Consider the following 16744-nt stretch of genomic DNA (forward strand, 5'->3'; position numbering starts at 1 on the left):
AACATTTATTCAAACGATTTTCTCAACTTTTGAACATGATTAATTATCTTTGTGTCAAACTAGAAATTAAGCATGGAAATTCCTAAAACATACGAGTCACAGAAGTCTGAAGAGAAATGGTACAAACACTGGATGGAAAAGAATTATTTTCACAGTGAACCAGATGACAGAGAACCTTACACAATTGTAATTCCACCGCCGAACGTGACGGGAGTTTTACACATGGGACACATGTTGAATAACACAATTCAAGATGTTCTGATTCGTCGTGCGAGAATGCAAGGAAAAAATGCTTGTTGGGTACCAGGAACAGACCACGCATCGATTGCTACTGAAGCAAAAGTAGTGAATAAATTACGTGCGGAAGGAATTAAGAAATCCGACTTAACACGTGATGAATTCATGGAGCACGCTTGGGAATGGAAGGAAAAACACGGAGGTATCATTTTGGACCAATTGAAGAAATTGGGTGCGTCATGTGACTGGGAACGTACTTCTTTTACCATGGACGAAAGTTATGCTGAATCTGTTGAGGATATCTTCATTGATTTATACAAAAAAGGAAAAATATACCGTGGAGTAAGAATGGTGAATTGGGATCCATCTGCAAAAACGGCACTTTCTGATGAGGAGGTAATCCACAAAGAAGTGAATTCAAAATTATACAATGTTCGTTACCAAATCGAAGGAACAGACCAATGGTTGACTGTTGCAACAACGCGACCTGAAACTATTCTGGGAGATACCGCGATTTGTGTAAATCAAAACGATGTACGTTATGTAAATCTTGTGGGTAAAAAAGCAATTGTACCGATTTCAAACCGTGCAATTCCGATTATCCAAGACGATTATGTGGACATGGAATTTGGAACAGGATGTTTGAAAATTACTCCAGCGCATGATGTTAATGACCATGAAATGGGTGAGCGTCACAATTTGGAAGTAATCGACATCTTAAATTCTGACGGTACTTTAAACGAAAAAGGATTACATTATGAAGGAATGGATCGTTTCGAAGCAAGAAAAGCTATCGTTGTAGAATTGGAGGAAAAAGGGTTTATGGTGAAGGTAGAAGACCACATCAATAAACTTGGTTTTTCTGAAAGAACAGATGCGGTAATTGAGCCACGTCTTTCTTTACAATGGTTTGTAGATATGAAAAATATCTCTGCACCAGCATTGGAACATGTTATGAATGGAGACATTAAGTTCTATCCAGACAACATGAAAAATACTTACCGTCACTGGATGGAAAACATCAAAGATTGGTGTATTTCTAGACAATTGTGGTGGGGACACAGAATTCCAGCTTGGTATTTCGGTGAAGGAGAAGAAGATTTCGTTGTTGCTAAAACAAAGGAAGAAGCTTTGAAATTAGCGACTGAAAAAACAGGAAAAACAATTACAGATCTTGACTTAAATCAGGATGAAGATGTATTGGATACTTGGTTCTCAAGCTGGTTATGGCCAATCTCTGTTTTTGATGGATTAACGAATCCAAATAACGAAGAAATCAACTATTACTATCCAACAAATGATATCGTAACCGCACCAGAAATTATGTTCTTCTGGGTAGCGAGAATGGTAATTGCTGGATATGAATGGATGGGAGACAAACCATTCAAAAACGTTTACTATACTGGAATTGTTCGTGATAAATTAGGCCGTAAAATGTCTAAATCATTGGGGAATTCACCAGATCCAATAAAATTAATTGAAGATTTCGGAGCGGATGGAGTAAGAATCGGAATGTTGGTTTCATCACCTGCAGGAAACGACTTACCGTTTGATACAAGTCAATGTGAGCAAGGAAGAAACTTTACGAATAAAATTTGGAATGCCTTCCGTTTGGTAAGTTCGTGGGAAGTTACTGAAATTGAACAACCCGCTTCATCGAAAATTGCGGTTGAATGGTTCGAGAGCAAATTGAACGAAACTTTGATTCACATCAATGACCAATTCGATAAATTCAGAATTTCTGATGCGTTAATGGCATCTTACAAATTGGTATGGGATGATTTCTGTTCTTGGTATTTAGAAATGATCAAGCCGGCATATCAACAACCAATTGATGCTACAACAAAAGCACAAACAGTTGAGTTCTTTGAGCAATTAATGAAAATTATTCACCCTTTCACACCATTTATTTCTGAGGAAATCTGGCATTTACTAGGAGATAGAAAAGAAGGTGAGGACATTATTGTTGCAGCTTGGCCAGAAACAGGTAAAGTGGATGAAAAGTTATTGGATAATTTCAAGCTTACGTCAGAAGTAATTTCGAACATAAGAAATATCCGTAAACAAAATAACATTGCTAACAAGATTGAGATTGAATTGGGAATTGTGAAAAGCAACAATCACCCTGTTGAAATGGACCCAGTTTTAGTTAAAATGGGGAACGTTTCTGCACTTTCTTACATCGACGAAAAAATGGCGAATTCATTCTCATTCATCGTGAAAAACTCTTCATTCTACATTCCATTTGGAGAAACAGTAGACGTTGAAGCAGAGATTGCAAAAGTGAAAGAAGAATTAGATTATACGAAAGGATTTATGAAATCAGTTCAAAAGAAATTAGGTAACGAAAGATTCGTAAACAACGCACCAGAAGCTGTTGTTGCCATCGAAAAGAAAAAGTTGTCTGATGCTCAAGAAAAGATTAAAATCCTTGAAGAAAAAATAAAGAATTTAGGTTAGTGGAGATTCAGTCAGTGGACTGAGAACTCCTGGTTGATTCAGATTGATATACTTAATGTTTCGAAAGGTACAAAAACTTAAGTATTGAAAAGGAATAGTTGATAGGTAAAAGAGATTCCTCGTCGCTTTGCTCTGTCGGAATGACGGAGGTCGAAGGCTAGGATTGGGGTAGGTTATGATGAAGAAGAGCTTCATCATAACCTACCCCACAAAACCTCCAACCAAATTGTCATTCTGTTCTGACTACTGTAAGGAAGGGAATGAAAATGACGGGGAATCTGACCTTTTTAAAGGAATTGATTTAAAATTTGAAAAGAATCCTAAAGGGATGACATGTATTTAACCAAGATGTAAATCCTTGGTTTAAAATGGTAAAAGTTCAACTAACTCCGAAGGGGTGATATATGATTTGATTAACTATTTAAATGAAATGAATAATAATTTAAAAATAATCCTGAAGGGATGACATTTATTTAACCAAGGATGTAAATCCTTGGTTTAAAATGACAAATGTCAAACTAACCCTGAAGGGGTGATATATATCCATTAACTCAATATTTAATAAAATAGAATAAAAACAAAAAGACATGATTTTAGAAGATATTCAAAAAGACATTCAGGAAGGAATACCATCAACACTTCCTCCTGCACAACCGTATGATTCATCTGTAAATCATGCGCCAAAAAGAAAACAAATTCTTACCAAAGCGGAAGAGAAGTTAGCCTTGAAAAATGCTTTACGTTATTTTCCATCTGAGCAGCACGCAGAATTGTTGCCAGAATTTAAAGAAGAATTAGAGACTTACGGTAGAATTTACATGTACCGTTTACGTCCAAATTATAAATTACATGCCAGAGATATTAAAGAATATCCTGGGAAATGTGACCAAGCCAAAGCAATCATGTTGATGATTCATAATAATTTGGATTACGCAGTAGCACAACATCCACATGAGTTAATCACTTACGGAGGAAATGGAGCTGTATTCCAAAATTGGGCACAATATCGTTTAACAATGAAGTATTTATCTGAAATGACAGATGAACAAACATTGGCAATGTATTCTGGTCATCCGATGGGACTTTTTCCATCACACAAAGACGCACCAAGAGTGGTTGTTACCAATGGAATGATGATTCCGAATTATTCTAAACCAGATGATTGGGAGAAATTTAACGCTTTGGGTGTAACACAATACGGACAAATGACAGCCGGTTCTTTTATGTACATTGGACCGCAAGGAATAGTGCATGGAACAACGATTACTGTTTTAAATGCAGGAAGAAAAATCGCTGTTGATGGTGAAGATTTGGCTGGTAAACTATTTGTTACATCAGGACTTGGTGGAATGTCTGGAGCTCAGCCGAAAGCAGGAAACATCGCAGGGTGTATCACTGTTTGTGCGGAAATCAATGAAAAAGCAACAAATACTCGCCATTCTCAAGGTTGGGTTGATGAGGTGATTTCTGATTTAGATGAATTAGTTACCCGCGTAAAAACGGCAAAAGCAAATAAAGAAGTTATTTCAATAGCCTACCAAGGAAATATCGTTGATGTATGGGAGAAATTCGATGAAGAAAACGTAAAAGTTGACTTAGGATCAGATCAAACTTCATTGCATAATCCATGGGCAGGAGGATATTATCCAGTTGGTTTTTCATTAGAAGAATCAAATCAAATGATGGCTGAAAACCCGGATCAATTCAAGGAAGAAGTTCAGAAAACGCTTGTACGTCATGCGAATGCAGTAAATAACCATACCGCAAAAGGAACTTATTTCTTTGATTATGGAAATGCATTTTTGCTAGAAGCTTCAAGAGCAGGAGCGGATATCATGGCAGAAAATGGAATTGATTTCAAATATCCTTCCTATGTTCAAGATATCATGGGACCAATGTGTTTCGATTTTGGATTTGGACCTTTCCGTTGGGTTTGTGCATCAAACGATCCAGCAGATTTATTAAAAACTGACGAAATTGCTTGTCAAGTATTAGAAGAATTACAGAAAGAAAGTCCAGCTGAAATTCAGCAACAAATGTCTGACAATATCCAATGGATAAAAGGCGCTCAAGAAAATAAATTGGTTGTGGGTTCACAAGCAAGAATCTTGTATGCTGATGCCATTGGTAGAATGAAAATCGCTGAAGCATTCAATAAAGCAATTGAAAATGGTGAAATCGGACCAGTTGTTTTAGGACGTGATCACCACGATGTTTCAGGAACAGATTCACCATACAGAGAAACTTCAAACATTTATGATGGTTCACAATTTACTGCCGACATGGCGATTCAAAACGTAATTGGGGATTCTTTCCGCGGTGCAACCTGGGTTTCCATTCACAATGGTGGTGGAGTAGGTTGGGGAGAAGTAATCAACGGAGGTTTTGGAATGTTACTCGATGGAACAGCCGATGCAGACAGACGTTTAAAAAACATGTTGCATTGGGATGTGAACAACGGAATCGCAAGAAGAAACTGGGCAAGAAACGAAGGAGCAATGTTTGCGATCAAGCGAGCCATGGAAATGGAACCATTGTTGAAAGTTACAGTTCCGAATTTGGTGGATGATAAATTATTCGGAGAATAATTGCTTATGGACGGTTCTCAAACCATCCGTGATTCATCCACACAAAACAATAATTTAAAATAGAATTTAAGGGCGGTGAACAAACCGTCCTTTTTTATTTGATATGAATTACTGTGTTTTAAAAGATATAAAGCTTTACCCTTTTGTCGATTAATTTCTTGAGTTAAGCAAAACAAGGGCATTTTCAAAATTCAAGAATCCTCATCTATTCATTCAAATATCTATAAATAACAACTTTTGATTCAAGAATCGTTCGTTTCTCAAATTCTTTGAAATTTAATTTTTTTAATAATTTTTTAGAGACTAGATTATTTTCATCTGTTATTCCAAAGACTTCCTTCAATTTTCTTTCTGTAACAGCATAGTTAAGGAGTTCGGTTAATAACTCGGTGGCATACCCTTTATTCCAAAATTCTCTTTTTAAATGACATCCAATATGTGTCATCGCAGTATCAGAAAATTGATTTAAGTTGATTGTTCCAATAAATTCATTGTTCTTTTTTCCTCGAACAGACCAAAAACCAAGATTTTTAGCATTTACAGCTATTTTATTTTCGAGGAAGGTGGTATAAAACTCATCCGATTTCCCTTCATATTGCTTCACATATTTAAAAGAATCAGGTTCATTGTACATTTTAATAATTTCAGGAATGTCCAGTTTGTGAATAGGTTTGATAAAAGTACGGTCGGTGTAAAGCATTGTTGTATGGATTTGGGTTACTACAATTTTCTGAAATTACGCTTTATTAGCATCATTCTTCCAAATAATTTAGAGTATTTAGCATGAAGTAATCTTTCTAATTATGCTTCATCCAGAAACTGAAAGCTTATTCTAAGTTGGCTAAAGCTCAAATAAAAGAAATTTATTTTTTTCTGGAGAATTAATTTTTATTTGCTATTAAGATTGTTCGAATGTATAACTAATTACTATTCAAGGGTGTAGGTTTGTTTCTTGAAGTGTAAATGAGTCATTTTATAAAGTAAGGGAAAACCCTCGCTTTTTAGGGAATAAGTTTATCTATGTTTGTAACATAACTCAATACGCTTATGAAACTTTTGATAATTATTTCAGGAATTATTACATGCCTTCCAGTGATTTATTCACTTGCTCCACGATGGGCTTTAAGGAAGTTGAATGACACCAATTTCAGTTCTGAATCGGGACTCTTTGTAAAACATTGGGGCATTCTATGTTTAATGATGGGAATTTCCATAATCTACGCAGGTTTGAATCCGGTGTACTTACCAGTGATTTTGTCAATGGCGATTTTCGAAAAACTATTATTGGTTGTTCTCATATTTCAAGGATATCAATTTCATAAGAATAGTTTTTATAAGGGTTTTCTGTCTACCATGATATTTGACCTGATCTGCAGCAGTTTTTATATTTTCTACTTAAATGCTTATTAATTTAATAATGGAATAATCAGATGGTTTAGAATTTCAATTCCAATATTTGCCACCTTTAAAAAAAAATAATTATGATAACTCAAGAATCAACCTTAAATCGACCCGAGCAATCCTTTATTGAATCTAAATTGTTGGGGAAATTTGCTTTTTTTATACACTTCAGATATGGATATAGCGAAGATATGGGACAGCTTTGGAAACCATTAAGTAAGATTCCAGATAAGTTTTACAAAAAAACCTTTGAATTAACCCAATGGGATTCCTACAAGTGGAGTAAAATATACATGGAGGGAAAAAAGAATGATAAGAAATTGATTGGTGTTAATCAAGTCCTATTACTTTCTTCGGATGACATGCTGGCTAATGGTTTTAAATACACCACCAATAAAATTGAAAAAGCCATAGATAAATTAGTGGAAAAAGGATATACGAATATTGGACTTGGAGCGCTAACTTCTCCAATGACCCTTGGTGGAAAAATGTTGAAAAACAGAAAAGATATTTCAATTACAAATGGGAATGCTTTTACAGCAGTTTCCATTTACAATGGAATTCTGGAATTAATGAAAATAGACGAAAGCTTGATTGAACATCAATCGATTGTTGGTGCAACCGGTAGTGTAGGTTCATTAGTCGCAAAAATGCTGGTCAAAAACAATTGTGGAGTAAAGCTGCAACTTGTAGCGCGTAATTTGAAGAAGTTAGAAGCGTTAAAAAAGGAATTAATTGCGATTTCTCCAAAGGCAGACATTGAAGTAAGTATTGATTTGAAGGATATTAAAAAATCTAAATTAGTTACGCTTTTAACAGCGAGTACCGAAAATTTAATGCGTTCTGAAATATTGCAAAAAGGGGCGTTTATTCTGGATGGAACACAACCTAGAAATACCTCGCCAGAACTAATTGAAGAAAGACCAGACCTCACAGTTGTTGATGGTGGAATTATTAGTATTCCAGGAATTCGTCTACAAAATGGGGGTATGGGATTACCCGAAAATAATTTTTATGCGTGTTTTTCTGAGACTTTACTTTTAACTTTGGAAGGATACAAAGAACATTTCTCAATAGGAAATCCAACCCTTGAACAAGGAGAGTACATTAATAAACTTGCTCAGAAACATAAAAAATACGGTTTTCAGTTAGCTGAATTCACAAGTTTTGGAAATCCAATCAGTTTTTAGAATCAATGTTATGCAAAAGAAAAAAATAGTTTTTATTGGGTGTGGTTATGTTTCTGTGTGGGCATTTAAATCGCTTTATTCAAAATTCAAATCACAAATCAAAAATGGAGAAGTCGAAATCACTTTACTTTCTAAAAGTGCTGGACACGATTTTCATGGATTCACAGGTGAATTTATTAATGGTTTTTTACCCCTCAAATTTAGATCTACACCACATGAAAACTTATTTAGGCATTCAAAGTATATTCAAGGTAAGCTGTTGAAGATTAATCCGGAAAACCAAATCATTTCCTATTGTAACGAAGAAAATGGAGAAATTGGCACATTAGATTATGATCATGTAATAGTAGGAGCTGGTTCATACGATCATTTTCAATCTATTCATGGAGCAAATGAGTATGGATTAAGCGTAAAAAAAGCCAATGGAATTAGCCAATTACGAAAAAAGCTGATTCAAAATTTGATTAAAGCTGAATTGTCTGGTGACCCGAAAGAGATAAATCACTTGCTGAGTTTTACGGTTGTTGGGGCTGGCTTGGCAGGAGTGGAAGTCAGCGGGAATCTTGTGGAAACATTAAATGACTTGAAAGAAGAATTCCCAATTTTGAAGCATGAAGGATTCAAAGTGAATCTTGTTTATTCAAGTGACGAGATATTGCCACAGCTCGAGAAGAAAAAAGTGTTGAGAAATTATAGTATAAAAACACTTCGGAAATTGGGGGTAAATCTTTACTCAAATTCACGAGTTCAATCAATAAATGATTATTCTGTTGAATTTTCAAATGGTGAAAATCTTCCGACTTCTTTTGTTGTTTTTACAACCGGACAAACAAATGATGCTTTCATAGATAACGTGAAGTCTGAAGCGAAATACAATAATAGAATTACAGTCAAATCAACACTTCAAAGTGAAGCGTATGAAAATGTTTGGTCTGGAGGTGATGCTGCAATCGTCAAAAGGCCATATTTTGAAAAGACTTGTAATCACGATGCATTATGGGCCATTAAGCACGGGTCAAGAATTGGGAAGAATATTTCACGAACATTAAAGGGCAAAGAACCAGGTAGTTTTAAGTATCCTGGATTAGGTCAGACAGCGGCTTTTTATAAAAACAAGGCCATTTTAGAAATTTATAGTATACCTATAACTGGAAGATTAGCCTTTATGGTTAGAATAGGTTTCTTTCTTTATTTTATGCCTTCACGCAAGAATGCCTTTAAGGCGTTGAAATCCATTCTTTTTGATAAAGATCAAAGAAAGGAAGGTTGGAAATCAATTATTTCTAATGAAAGAGCGAAGGTCAATCTTAAAAATGCAGTTTAAGGATGGTTTGGCAACTGCTCTTTTTTTAATTATTGAGTCTATTTGGCAAGGCAATTAAATTCATATTTAATGCTCTATCTTCTAGCTCACTCTAAAGATTTTTATCGGACCTAATCCCTAATCCTAGCTACTGCTCTAAATTCATCTCGCTCTACCAAGATTTATTGCGAGATGAAATGTCGTAATAAAGCTTGTTCCCGCATTTTCCTTATATTTATACAATTCAAAAATTATAGAACCATGTATAAAAAGCTATTAATCATTCCAATCCTTGGAAGCTTGCTTGTTGGGTGTAATGCAGACAATCAAGAAAAAGTAGAAAAAGAAGAAATGAAAACAAGTTTAACCTATCCTGTAACGGAAGAAGGAAATGATGTCGATACTATATTTGATAGAGTAATTGCCGATCCTTACCGTTGGTTAGAAGACGATATGAGTGATGAAACAGCGGAATGGGTGAAAGCTCAAAACAAAGTGACTTTCGATTATTTGAAGGAGATTCCTTACCGGGAAGAATTAAAAGACCGTTTATCTGAAATCTGGAATTATGAAAAAGTTTCAGCTCCACGAAAAAGAGGAGATTATGTTTATTATTATAAAAATGATGGGCTTCAAAATCAATATGTTGTGTACAGAAAAGATGCAGAAGGAAACGAAGAAGTTTTCCTTGATCCAAATACTTTCTCAGAAGACGGAACAACATCTTTGGGTCAGTTGTCATTCACAGAAGATGGAACGCTAGCTGCTTATGCTATTTCTGAAGGTGGTTCGGATTGGAGAAAAGTCATCATAATGGATGCTGTAAAGAATGAAATTATCGAAGACACATTAATCGATGTGAAATTCTCAGGACTTTCTTGGAAAAACAATGATGGATTCTATTATAGTAGCTACGACAAGCCAAAAGGAAGTGAATTATCTGCTAAAACGGATCAACACAAATTGTATTACCATAAACTAGGGACAGCTCAATCAGATGATCAAGTTGTTTATGGAGCAACTGCAGAACAAAAAAGAAGATATGTTGGAGGAAGTGTTTCTAAAGACGGAAAATATCTATTTATTTCTGGATCTGTTTCAACTTCAGGAAATGAGTTGAGTGTTCTAGATTTATCTAACCCAAATGCGAAAATCAAACCATTGGTTACAGGATTTGATCAAGATGCAGGAGTCGTGACAACGAAAGACGAAACATTCTATATTTCTACAAACCTAAATGCGCCAAACAAGCGTTTAGTGAAAACAACATTTGAAAATCCAACAACAGACAATTGGGTAGATGTAATTCCAGAAACAGAAAATGTTCTTTCTATCTCAAAAGGAGCAGGATATTTCTTTGCGCAATATATGGTTGATGCCATTTCTGAAGTGAAACAATATGATTATGACGGAAAAATGATTCGTTCAATCGATTTACCAGGAATTGGTTCTGCGGGTGGATTCGGTGGAAAAGACGAAGACGAAGTATTGTATTATTCTTTCACGAATTACATTACTCCAGGAAGTGTTTTCGAATTTAATCCAGAAGCAGGGACTTCAACAGATTACTGGAAACCAGAAATAGACTTTAATCCAGATAACTTTGTTTCAGAACAAGTTTTTTATACTTCAAAAGATGGAACAAAAGTTCCGATGATTATCACCCACAAAAAAGGATTGAAAATGGATGGAAAAAATCCAACGATTCTTTACGGTTATGGAGGATTTAACGTGAGTTTGACACCATCATTCTCAGTAGCCAATGTTGTATGGATGGAAAACGGCGGAATTTACGCAGTTCCAAATCTTCGTGGAGGAGGTGAATACGGTAAAGAATGGCACAATGCAGGAACGAAAATGCAAAAGCAGAATGTTTTTGATGACTTTATCAGTGCAGCGAAATACTTAAAAGATAAAAATTACACTTCATCTGATTACTTGGCATTACGTGGAGGATCAAACGGAGGTCTTTTAGTGGGTGCAGTGATGACGCAAGAACCAGAATTAGCAAGAGTTGCTTTACCAGCCGTTGGAGTTTTGGATATGATTCGCTACCACACATTTACTGCAGGAGCAGGTTGGGCGTATGACTACGGAACAGCTGAAGATTCTCAAGAAATGTTAGATTATTTATTGGGTTATTCGCCAGTTCACAACGTGAAAGAAGGAACAAGTTACCCAGCAACAATGATTACTACAGGAGATCACGACGATAGAGTAGTGCCAGCGCATTCATTTAAATTTGCGGCAGAACTTCAAAAGAAAAACACAGGTGATTCACCAATGTTGATTCGTATCGAAGTAAACGCAGGTCACGGAGCAGGAACACCAGTAAGTAAAACAATCGAGCAATATGCCGATATATATGGATTTACTTTCTATAATATGGGAGTAACTGAATTAGGAACTACGAAATAGAGAATTACGAATTTTGTAGTTGATATTTTAGTAGTTGATATTTTAAAGGCCTTTCGATTGATTTCGGAAGGCTTTTTTTAATTATATACATATCATTTTTTAGGATAAAAGCTTAAATAAAAAGTAAATTAAAATGATTTGGTAGATGTCTCCCTCTTTGGAGAGGGATTAAGGGAGAGGACTTCAACTCAGCGTTTGTCTTTGATACTCATTTCAATATGTATCTCCTTTCTTTTCAATCGACCTAAATAGTTTTATATTTACCTTAATCATAACAATTTCCAAAGCACATTCGTGAAAAACAGAGAAGTGATCAATAAAACAGCTAAATACACTGCCATTACCCTTGTAACTATTCTAAATCTTTTGGTTCTGCTAATGTGGCTGGGACACCTATCGTTTGGACATGGTTTAGGTGATATTGCTTATTTAGGATATTACACTCTATTAGCAGCGGTGGGTTACATTACGGTTATTGTAAACAAAAACACTTATGTCAACCTGTTTCTAATCTTGGTTTTCATCATCGCCAACTTTTTATTTATACAAAAAGCTACAATTGGAAGAGGGCCAGAACAGCGATGGGATGGAAATTTCTTAGTTTTATCCGAAACTTAATATTTTAATCTAAGTTTCATAATTTAAATTCAAAACGTCCAAATACGTGAACTATTTCTCCCTTTGGCTATTCTTTTCTTCCTTTTTCTATTCTTAGACTTGTATTCAATTCATATTCTCCGTAAAATAGATTTCAAATAAAAAAAACATCTATGAGTTCAATAAAATCAAAAACCTTAAACGATAATTACGAAATTGAAATTAAATCAATATCGGGGCATAGCATCACTGTAGATGAACCTTTATCGCTAGGTGGACAAAACAAGGGAATGTCACCTGATGAATTAATCATCGCGGCATTGGCTGGATGTACTTCTGCAACTTTAAAAATGTATGCGCAGCGCAAAGAGTGGGATTTAAAAGAAGTACATACAGATATCCAACTAATCAAAGGTGAAAAAACCGGAGATTTACCTTCAATTCATAGAGATATTGTGCTAGAAGGCGATTTAGATGATAAACAAAAAGCACGTTTAATGATTATCGCTGATAAATGTCCAATTCATAAATTAATCTCAGGACAAGTTCAAATCAATTCAGCTTTGGTTTAATATGTCGAAAAGTTTCTAAACTGCTCATTCCTCGTTTCCGGTCCTTGTAAAATTCGTTAAAAACAGGGTTGGTGTAACATAAGTCACGTTGTGAATGAAACACATCTTCTATATTTGAACTGTGATAAAAAAACAGGAGAATAGAATTTTACTATATTTTCAGGTATTGGCCCTTGGGCTGATACTTGTTTTTTCGCCTTGTTCTGTGCGAAACTCTATTCAAGATTCCCTCAATTTAACCCAAACTGGAGTTACAAATAAAAGTAAAACCACAAATCAATTTGAGGAACTTTGTACAGCTTTTTCAGTTGATGTTGCTGGAGACAATCCTATTCAAAAAATAAATACAACTCCCGAACTTCCTGAGTTGGGAAACAATCAAAACCTTATTTCTCAAGTCAATTGGGGATTTGCACAAGGTTTAGCTTTTAATCATTACCAATCTCCATCAAAAGTAAAAGACAAAACTCCTTTGTATCTTTTACATCAACAATTCAAAGTCTACCTGCAAGAGGCGTAATTGTATAGAATAGCATCCTGCTTTCTGTTCCGTTCTGAAGTACGCAATCCTTCAATTATTCAATACATTTATTAGGGCCGAATTTTGGCTCAATAGCTTTAAACTTTTTCAATTTTAAAATTGATGAGGTTCAACGCTTAAATTTATTCAAATGAAAAAAATATTTTCAATCCTTGTTGCAGGTAGTTTTTTAACTGCTTGTGGATCAAACTCAACAAATAATCAATCAGAAACTAAAAAATCAGAACAGATTTCGGACAATAGTGGTGATACCATAACCATCCTGCAAACAGCCGACATTCATGGTCAATTAGAAGTACACGATGAACTTTTCTGGGAAAACGATGAAATTACCTTTAGAAGACTCGGAGGAATGGCCAATATGAAAACCTTGTTTGATATGGAGCGCAATAAAAACCCTGAAGGAACAATTATTCTTGATGGTGGAGATTTAATTCAAGGTGGTGCAGTGGCAGCACTTTCTGAAGGAGCAGCATTTTCCAATATTGTTAAGTCCATGAATTACGACTTCTTAATTCCGGGGAATTGGGAGGTAGTTTATGGAAAAGAGAAAATGATTAATGTTTTGAAGGCCTACGACACACCTGTGATTGCAGCGAACATGTATGACGACGAAACGGAAGAGTTTATTTTCCCGCCTTACTTCATTAAGGATGTAAAAGGGGTGAAAGTTGGATTCATTTCATATAACGACCCAGATATTCCTGTTCGTCAGAATCCTTCGTTCAGTAAAGGAATTCGCTTTGATCAAGTGCATAAAAACTTAGCAACTTTGGTGAATGAACTTAAAGATGAGAAAAAAGTTGATGTTTTATTTGTGGTTACGCACATCGGAATTTCAAAACAATTTGATTTGTCGAATGACCCTACATTGAGCAAAGTCGATTATATCTTAGGAAACGACACCCATGAAAGAATCCGTGAACCTTTGCAAGGAGAGTTTTCTAAAGTTACTGAACCTGGAGCATTCGCTTCATTCGTTGGGAAACTTCAATTGGTGGTAAAAGATGGAAAAATTGAATATGAAGATTATGAGTTGATGGAAGTGGACCCAAAGATTTATGCACCAGATCAGAAAGTTGCTGCAGTAATTGAAGAAGAAACAGCGCCTTACAAAGAAAATATCAGTCGAATTTTGGGATATACGTCAACACCGATGTACCGATATTTCGTGGTCGAAAATCCTATGGATAATTTTATCACAGATGCAGCTCGCTGGAAAACAGGTGCAGACATTTCAATTTCTAACGGATTCCGTTTTAGTCCGCCCTTAGTGCCTGGAAAAGATGGGAAAGCTGAAATTACCTACGAATATTTATGGAATATGCTTCCTGTAAATGAATATGTAAAAACAGGAAAAGCAACAGGTCAGCAAATTCATGATTGGATGGAGCAAGAAATTCATAACGTTTTTGCGAAGAATCCAAAAGAGAAATTTGGGGGATGGCTAGTTCGTTTTTCGGGAATGACATTGAAATTCGATTCAAGCAAGCCAAAAGGTGAACGTGTAATTGAGATAAAGGTAGGGGAGGAAGCACTAGATTTGAAAAAGGTCTACACTGTTTCTGCTTGTCGCAGAGAGGGCGAACCCGACCACATGTTATGCAGAATGCCGAATTTAACGGAAACTGAAGTGAAAGAATATACTGTTCATGAAGTGCTCGAAGAATACCTAAATGAAAAAGGTACAATTTCTCCAGTGCGAGATGGCCGTGCACAAGCAGTAGATTTGGGAGATAATGTTTTGTCTCAAATGCCAGAATCTGGATATCACTTTCATTAAGCTTTTCACGTAAGAAATAGAAATTTTATTCCTCCCCATTTTGGAGGGGATTAAGGAGGAGGATTTATTAAAATATAAAATAGAAATAGGTATGAAGAATTCGACATTCGAAGTGAAAAAATCTTCGGTAGTTATTTTGCGAATGATGTTATCAGGCATTTTTATTGTGGCGAGCTTAAACCATTTATTTAATCTGGAGAAAACCGTTTCACGAATAGAACAAGCCAATTTTGGAGCGATCGGTCAACTTTTGGGTTCGCCGGAAGTGGCCGTTATCGCTTCTGGAATATTAATGCTTATCGCAGGAATAGCTCTTTTTATAGGATTCAAGACCAAATGGGCAGCCATTCTTCTCCTCCTGGTTTTGATTCCAATCACATTAACGATTCAAGTGGGACAAACGCAAACCATAGGTCCATTATTCAAAAATATAGGACTCGCTGGCGGACTTTTGTTCTTCGCTATGAATGACATTCAATTTCGAATAAACTCGGAATCAACTTTAAAATAAAACAATTATGAAAAATTTAATAACAATACTCACACTTGCTTTCGCATTCACTTTAATGCAAAGCGCAACAGCTCAAGATTTAAGCAATATAAATACCAAAAAGAAAAACTATATAGTATTAACGAAGAAAGTGCCTCAATTAAAACCAATCACTTTAGCAGCTCAAGAAATGAAAGCTGAAGACGGGAAAAAATATGGCGAATTTCATGTTGTTTTTTGTGGTAAAGAAATTGGTCAACTTACAGATAAAGAATTGATGAAACCTTATCTAGAAATGTTAGAAAAAGAAGGCGTTCAACTCATCGCATGTGGATTTTCCTTGAAAAAATTTGGAGTAAACCCTAAAGACCTACCAAAAGAAATAGAAATTGTTGACAATGGAATAGCTTACAGCTTAAAATTGAAAAAAATGGGATTCTTCGGAATGGAACTATAAAATTTTCAACTGGAACAAGAGTTTTTATCGTGCTGACCTATACTTTTTTTATTTTGTCGAAAGAAGGATGGATGAACTTGTTGAATTCTAACTCAAGGAAGCATAAATAAAAGTATAGGTCAGGTTCCCTTTCAGTTGTCTATCGCGTTAAATCTTTTTCATAAAAAAGGACACCAGTGCTACTTTCAGCCGAAAAGATTAGTTTTAATAAATTTAGTTTTTGACTATTTATAGATGTAAGCTACTTTTCATACGAAGGGATTTTCACACTTGAATTAGTCAAAAATTATTATGAGCGTCCTAAAAAAATTGTCTTTTATTAATTAATTCAAGATAATTGGGCTGAAAGAATATTCTAAATGAATGGAATTAATCAAATGATTATAGCAGTACTAACCCCTGCTTTTTGTTCAACTTATTTTGAAAGCTAATTTAAAGAGGTACCGCTTTATTTATGATACTCAATCTGATTAATTGGATGAACACAATGGTCGTTTTTATATTACTCCAGAATATCCGAATGGAGCGTATGCATATTTTGCTACTGTTGATGAATATTGGAATTCTGTATATCCTTATGTTTTTGAACCAACTTTTTATAGAGTGGCAACTAATAGAATAGTAAGGTCCTTAGACAAACCAACTACAATCCAAGAATTATACGATTGAGCTTTTTGATGTCATTAAAATATGTCAATATAGCTTAA

General features: G+C 35.2%; 14 protein-coding genes. 13 read left to right on the top strand and 1 reads right to left on the bottom strand.

Going from position 1 to position 16744, the window contains the following annotated elements; genetic code table 11:
- Positions 1-72: 72 nt before the first annotated feature.
- Together C6368_RS12980 and C6368_RS12985 are read left to right on the top strand one after the other, a co-directional pair.
- Entirely contained in the window at positions 73-2697 is a 2625-nt protein-coding gene (locus C6368_RS12980; RefSeq protein ID WP_107039648.1) for a valine--tRNA ligase, read from the top strand.
- Between the two features lie 587 nt (positions 2698-3284).
- Entirely contained in the window at positions 3285-5285 is a 2001-nt protein-coding gene (locus tag C6368_RS12985; RefSeq protein ID WP_107039649.1) for a urocanate hydratase, read from the top strand.
- A gap of 205 nt (positions 5286-5490) precedes the next feature.
- Here the strand turns inward: C6368_RS12985 and C6368_RS12990 are convergent, their stop codons facing one another.
- Positions 5491-5985, bottom strand: coding sequence for a GNAT family N-acetyltransferase (locus C6368_RS12990; protein WP_107039650.1), 495 nt, complete (start codon positions 5983-5985; stop codon positions 5491-5493).
- 347 nt (positions 5986-6332) lie between these two features.
- Between C6368_RS12990 and C6368_RS12995 the strand changes: the two genes are divergently transcribed.
- From C6368_RS12995 to C6368_RS13045, 11 genes are all read left to right on the top strand, one after another.
- Positions 6333-6695, top strand: a complete 363-nt coding sequence (locus C6368_RS12995) for a hypothetical protein (protein ID WP_107039651.1) — start codon at positions 6333-6335, stop codon at positions 6693-6695.
- A gap of 71 nt (positions 6696-6766) precedes the next feature.
- Positions 6767-7876, top strand: coding sequence for a hypothetical protein (locus C6368_RS13000; protein ID WP_107039652.1), 1110 nt, complete (start codon positions 6767-6769; stop codon positions 7874-7876).
- 10 nt (positions 7877-7886) lie between these two features.
- The gene (locus C6368_RS13005; RefSeq protein WP_159038592.1) at positions 7887-9200 is read left to right on the top strand and encodes an NAD(P)/FAD-dependent oxidoreductase; all 1314 of its coding nucleotides are present in this window, start codon (positions 7887-7889) and stop codon (positions 9198-9200) included.
- Between the two features lie 240 nt (positions 9201-9440).
- Complete coding sequence (locus tag C6368_RS13010) at positions 9441-11597, top strand: prolyl oligopeptidase family serine peptidase (protein ID WP_199851641.1); 2157 nt, start codon at positions 9441-9443, stop codon at positions 11595-11597.
- Between the two features lie 294 nt (positions 11598-11891).
- Positions 11892-12215 (top strand): hypothetical protein, encoded by a 324-nt coding sequence (locus tag C6368_RS13015; RefSeq protein WP_107039655.1) that lies wholly within the window; start codon positions 11892-11894, stop codon positions 12213-12215.
- Between the two features lie 152 nt (positions 12216-12367).
- Positions 12368-12766, top strand: a complete 399-nt coding sequence (locus C6368_RS13020) for an OsmC family protein (protein WP_107039656.1) — start codon at positions 12368-12370, stop codon at positions 12764-12766.
- 121 nt (positions 12767-12887) lie between these two features.
- Positions 12888-13286: a hypothetical protein gene (locus C6368_RS13025; RefSeq protein WP_107039657.1), complete on the top strand. Its 399-nt coding sequence runs from the start codon at positions 12888-12890 to the stop codon at positions 13284-13286.
- 151 nt (positions 13287-13437) lie between these two features.
- Positions 13438-15090: a bifunctional metallophosphatase/5'-nucleotidase gene (locus tag C6368_RS13030; protein WP_107039658.1), complete on the top strand. Its 1653-nt coding sequence runs from the start codon at positions 13438-13440 to the stop codon at positions 15088-15090.
- 91 nt (positions 15091-15181) lie between these two features.
- Positions 15182-15601 carry a DoxX family protein gene (locus C6368_RS13035; protein WP_107039693.1) on the top strand — a complete coding sequence of 140 codons (420 nt, stop codon included), beginning with the start codon at positions 15182-15184 and terminating at the stop codon, positions 15599-15601.
- Positions 15602-15608: 7 nt separating this feature from the next.
- Positions 15609-16037, top strand: a complete 429-nt coding sequence (locus C6368_RS13040; RefSeq protein ID WP_234369139.1) for a DsrE family protein — start codon at positions 15609-15611, stop codon at positions 16035-16037.
- Positions 16038-16511: 474 nt separating this feature from the next.
- Positions 16512-16706, top strand: a complete 195-nt coding sequence (locus tag C6368_RS13045; RefSeq protein WP_107039659.1) for a YHYH protein — start codon at positions 16512-16514, stop codon at positions 16704-16706.
- Positions 16707-16744 lie beyond the last annotated feature (38 nt).

This window comes from Brumimicrobium mesophilum, from assembly GCF_003025005.1.
Taxonomy (GTDB): domain Bacteria; phylum Bacteroidota; class Bacteroidia; order Flavobacteriales_D; family Crocinitomicaceae; genus Brumimicrobium; species Brumimicrobium mesophilum.

Bases quoted from the DNA above. Each gene is read 5' to 3' on its own strand.
- C6368_RS12980 (WP_107039648.1), top strand. From the start codon at position 73: ATGGAAATTCCTAAAACATACGAGTCACAGAAGTCTGAAGAGAAATGG.
- C6368_RS12985 (WP_107039649.1), top strand. From the start codon at position 3,285: ATGATTTTAGAAGATATTCAAAAAGACATTCAGGAAGGAATACCATCA.
- C6368_RS12990 (WP_107039650.1), bottom strand. From the start codon at position 5,985: ATGCTTTACACCGACCGTACTTTTATCAAACCTATTCACAAACTGGAC.
- C6368_RS12995 (WP_107039651.1), top strand. From the start codon at position 6,333: ATGAAACTTTTGATAATTATTTCAGGAATTATTACATGCCTTCCAGTG.
- C6368_RS13000 (WP_107039652.1), top strand. From the start codon at position 6,767: ATGATAACTCAAGAATCAACCTTAAATCGACCCGAGCAATCCTTTATT.
- C6368_RS13005 (WP_159038592.1), top strand. From the start codon at position 7,887: ATGCAAAAGAAAAAAATAGTTTTTATTGGGTGTGGTTATGTTTCTGTG.
- C6368_RS13010 (WP_199851641.1), top strand. From the start codon at position 9,441: ATGTATAAAAAGCTATTAATCATTCCAATCCTTGGAAGCTTGCTTGTT.
- C6368_RS13020 (WP_107039656.1), top strand. From the start codon at position 12,368: ATGAGTTCAATAAAATCAAAAACCTTAAACGATAATTACGAAATTGAA.
- C6368_RS13030 (WP_107039658.1), top strand. From the start codon at position 13,438: ATGAAAAAAATATTTTCAATCCTTGTTGCAGGTAGTTTTTTAACTGCT.
- C6368_RS13035 (WP_107039693.1), top strand. From the start codon at position 15,182: ATGAAGAATTCGACATTCGAAGTGAAAAAATCTTCGGTAGTTATTTTG.
- C6368_RS13040 (WP_234369139.1), top strand. From the start codon at position 15,609: ATGAAAAATTTAATAACAATACTCACACTTGCTTTCGCATTCACTTTA.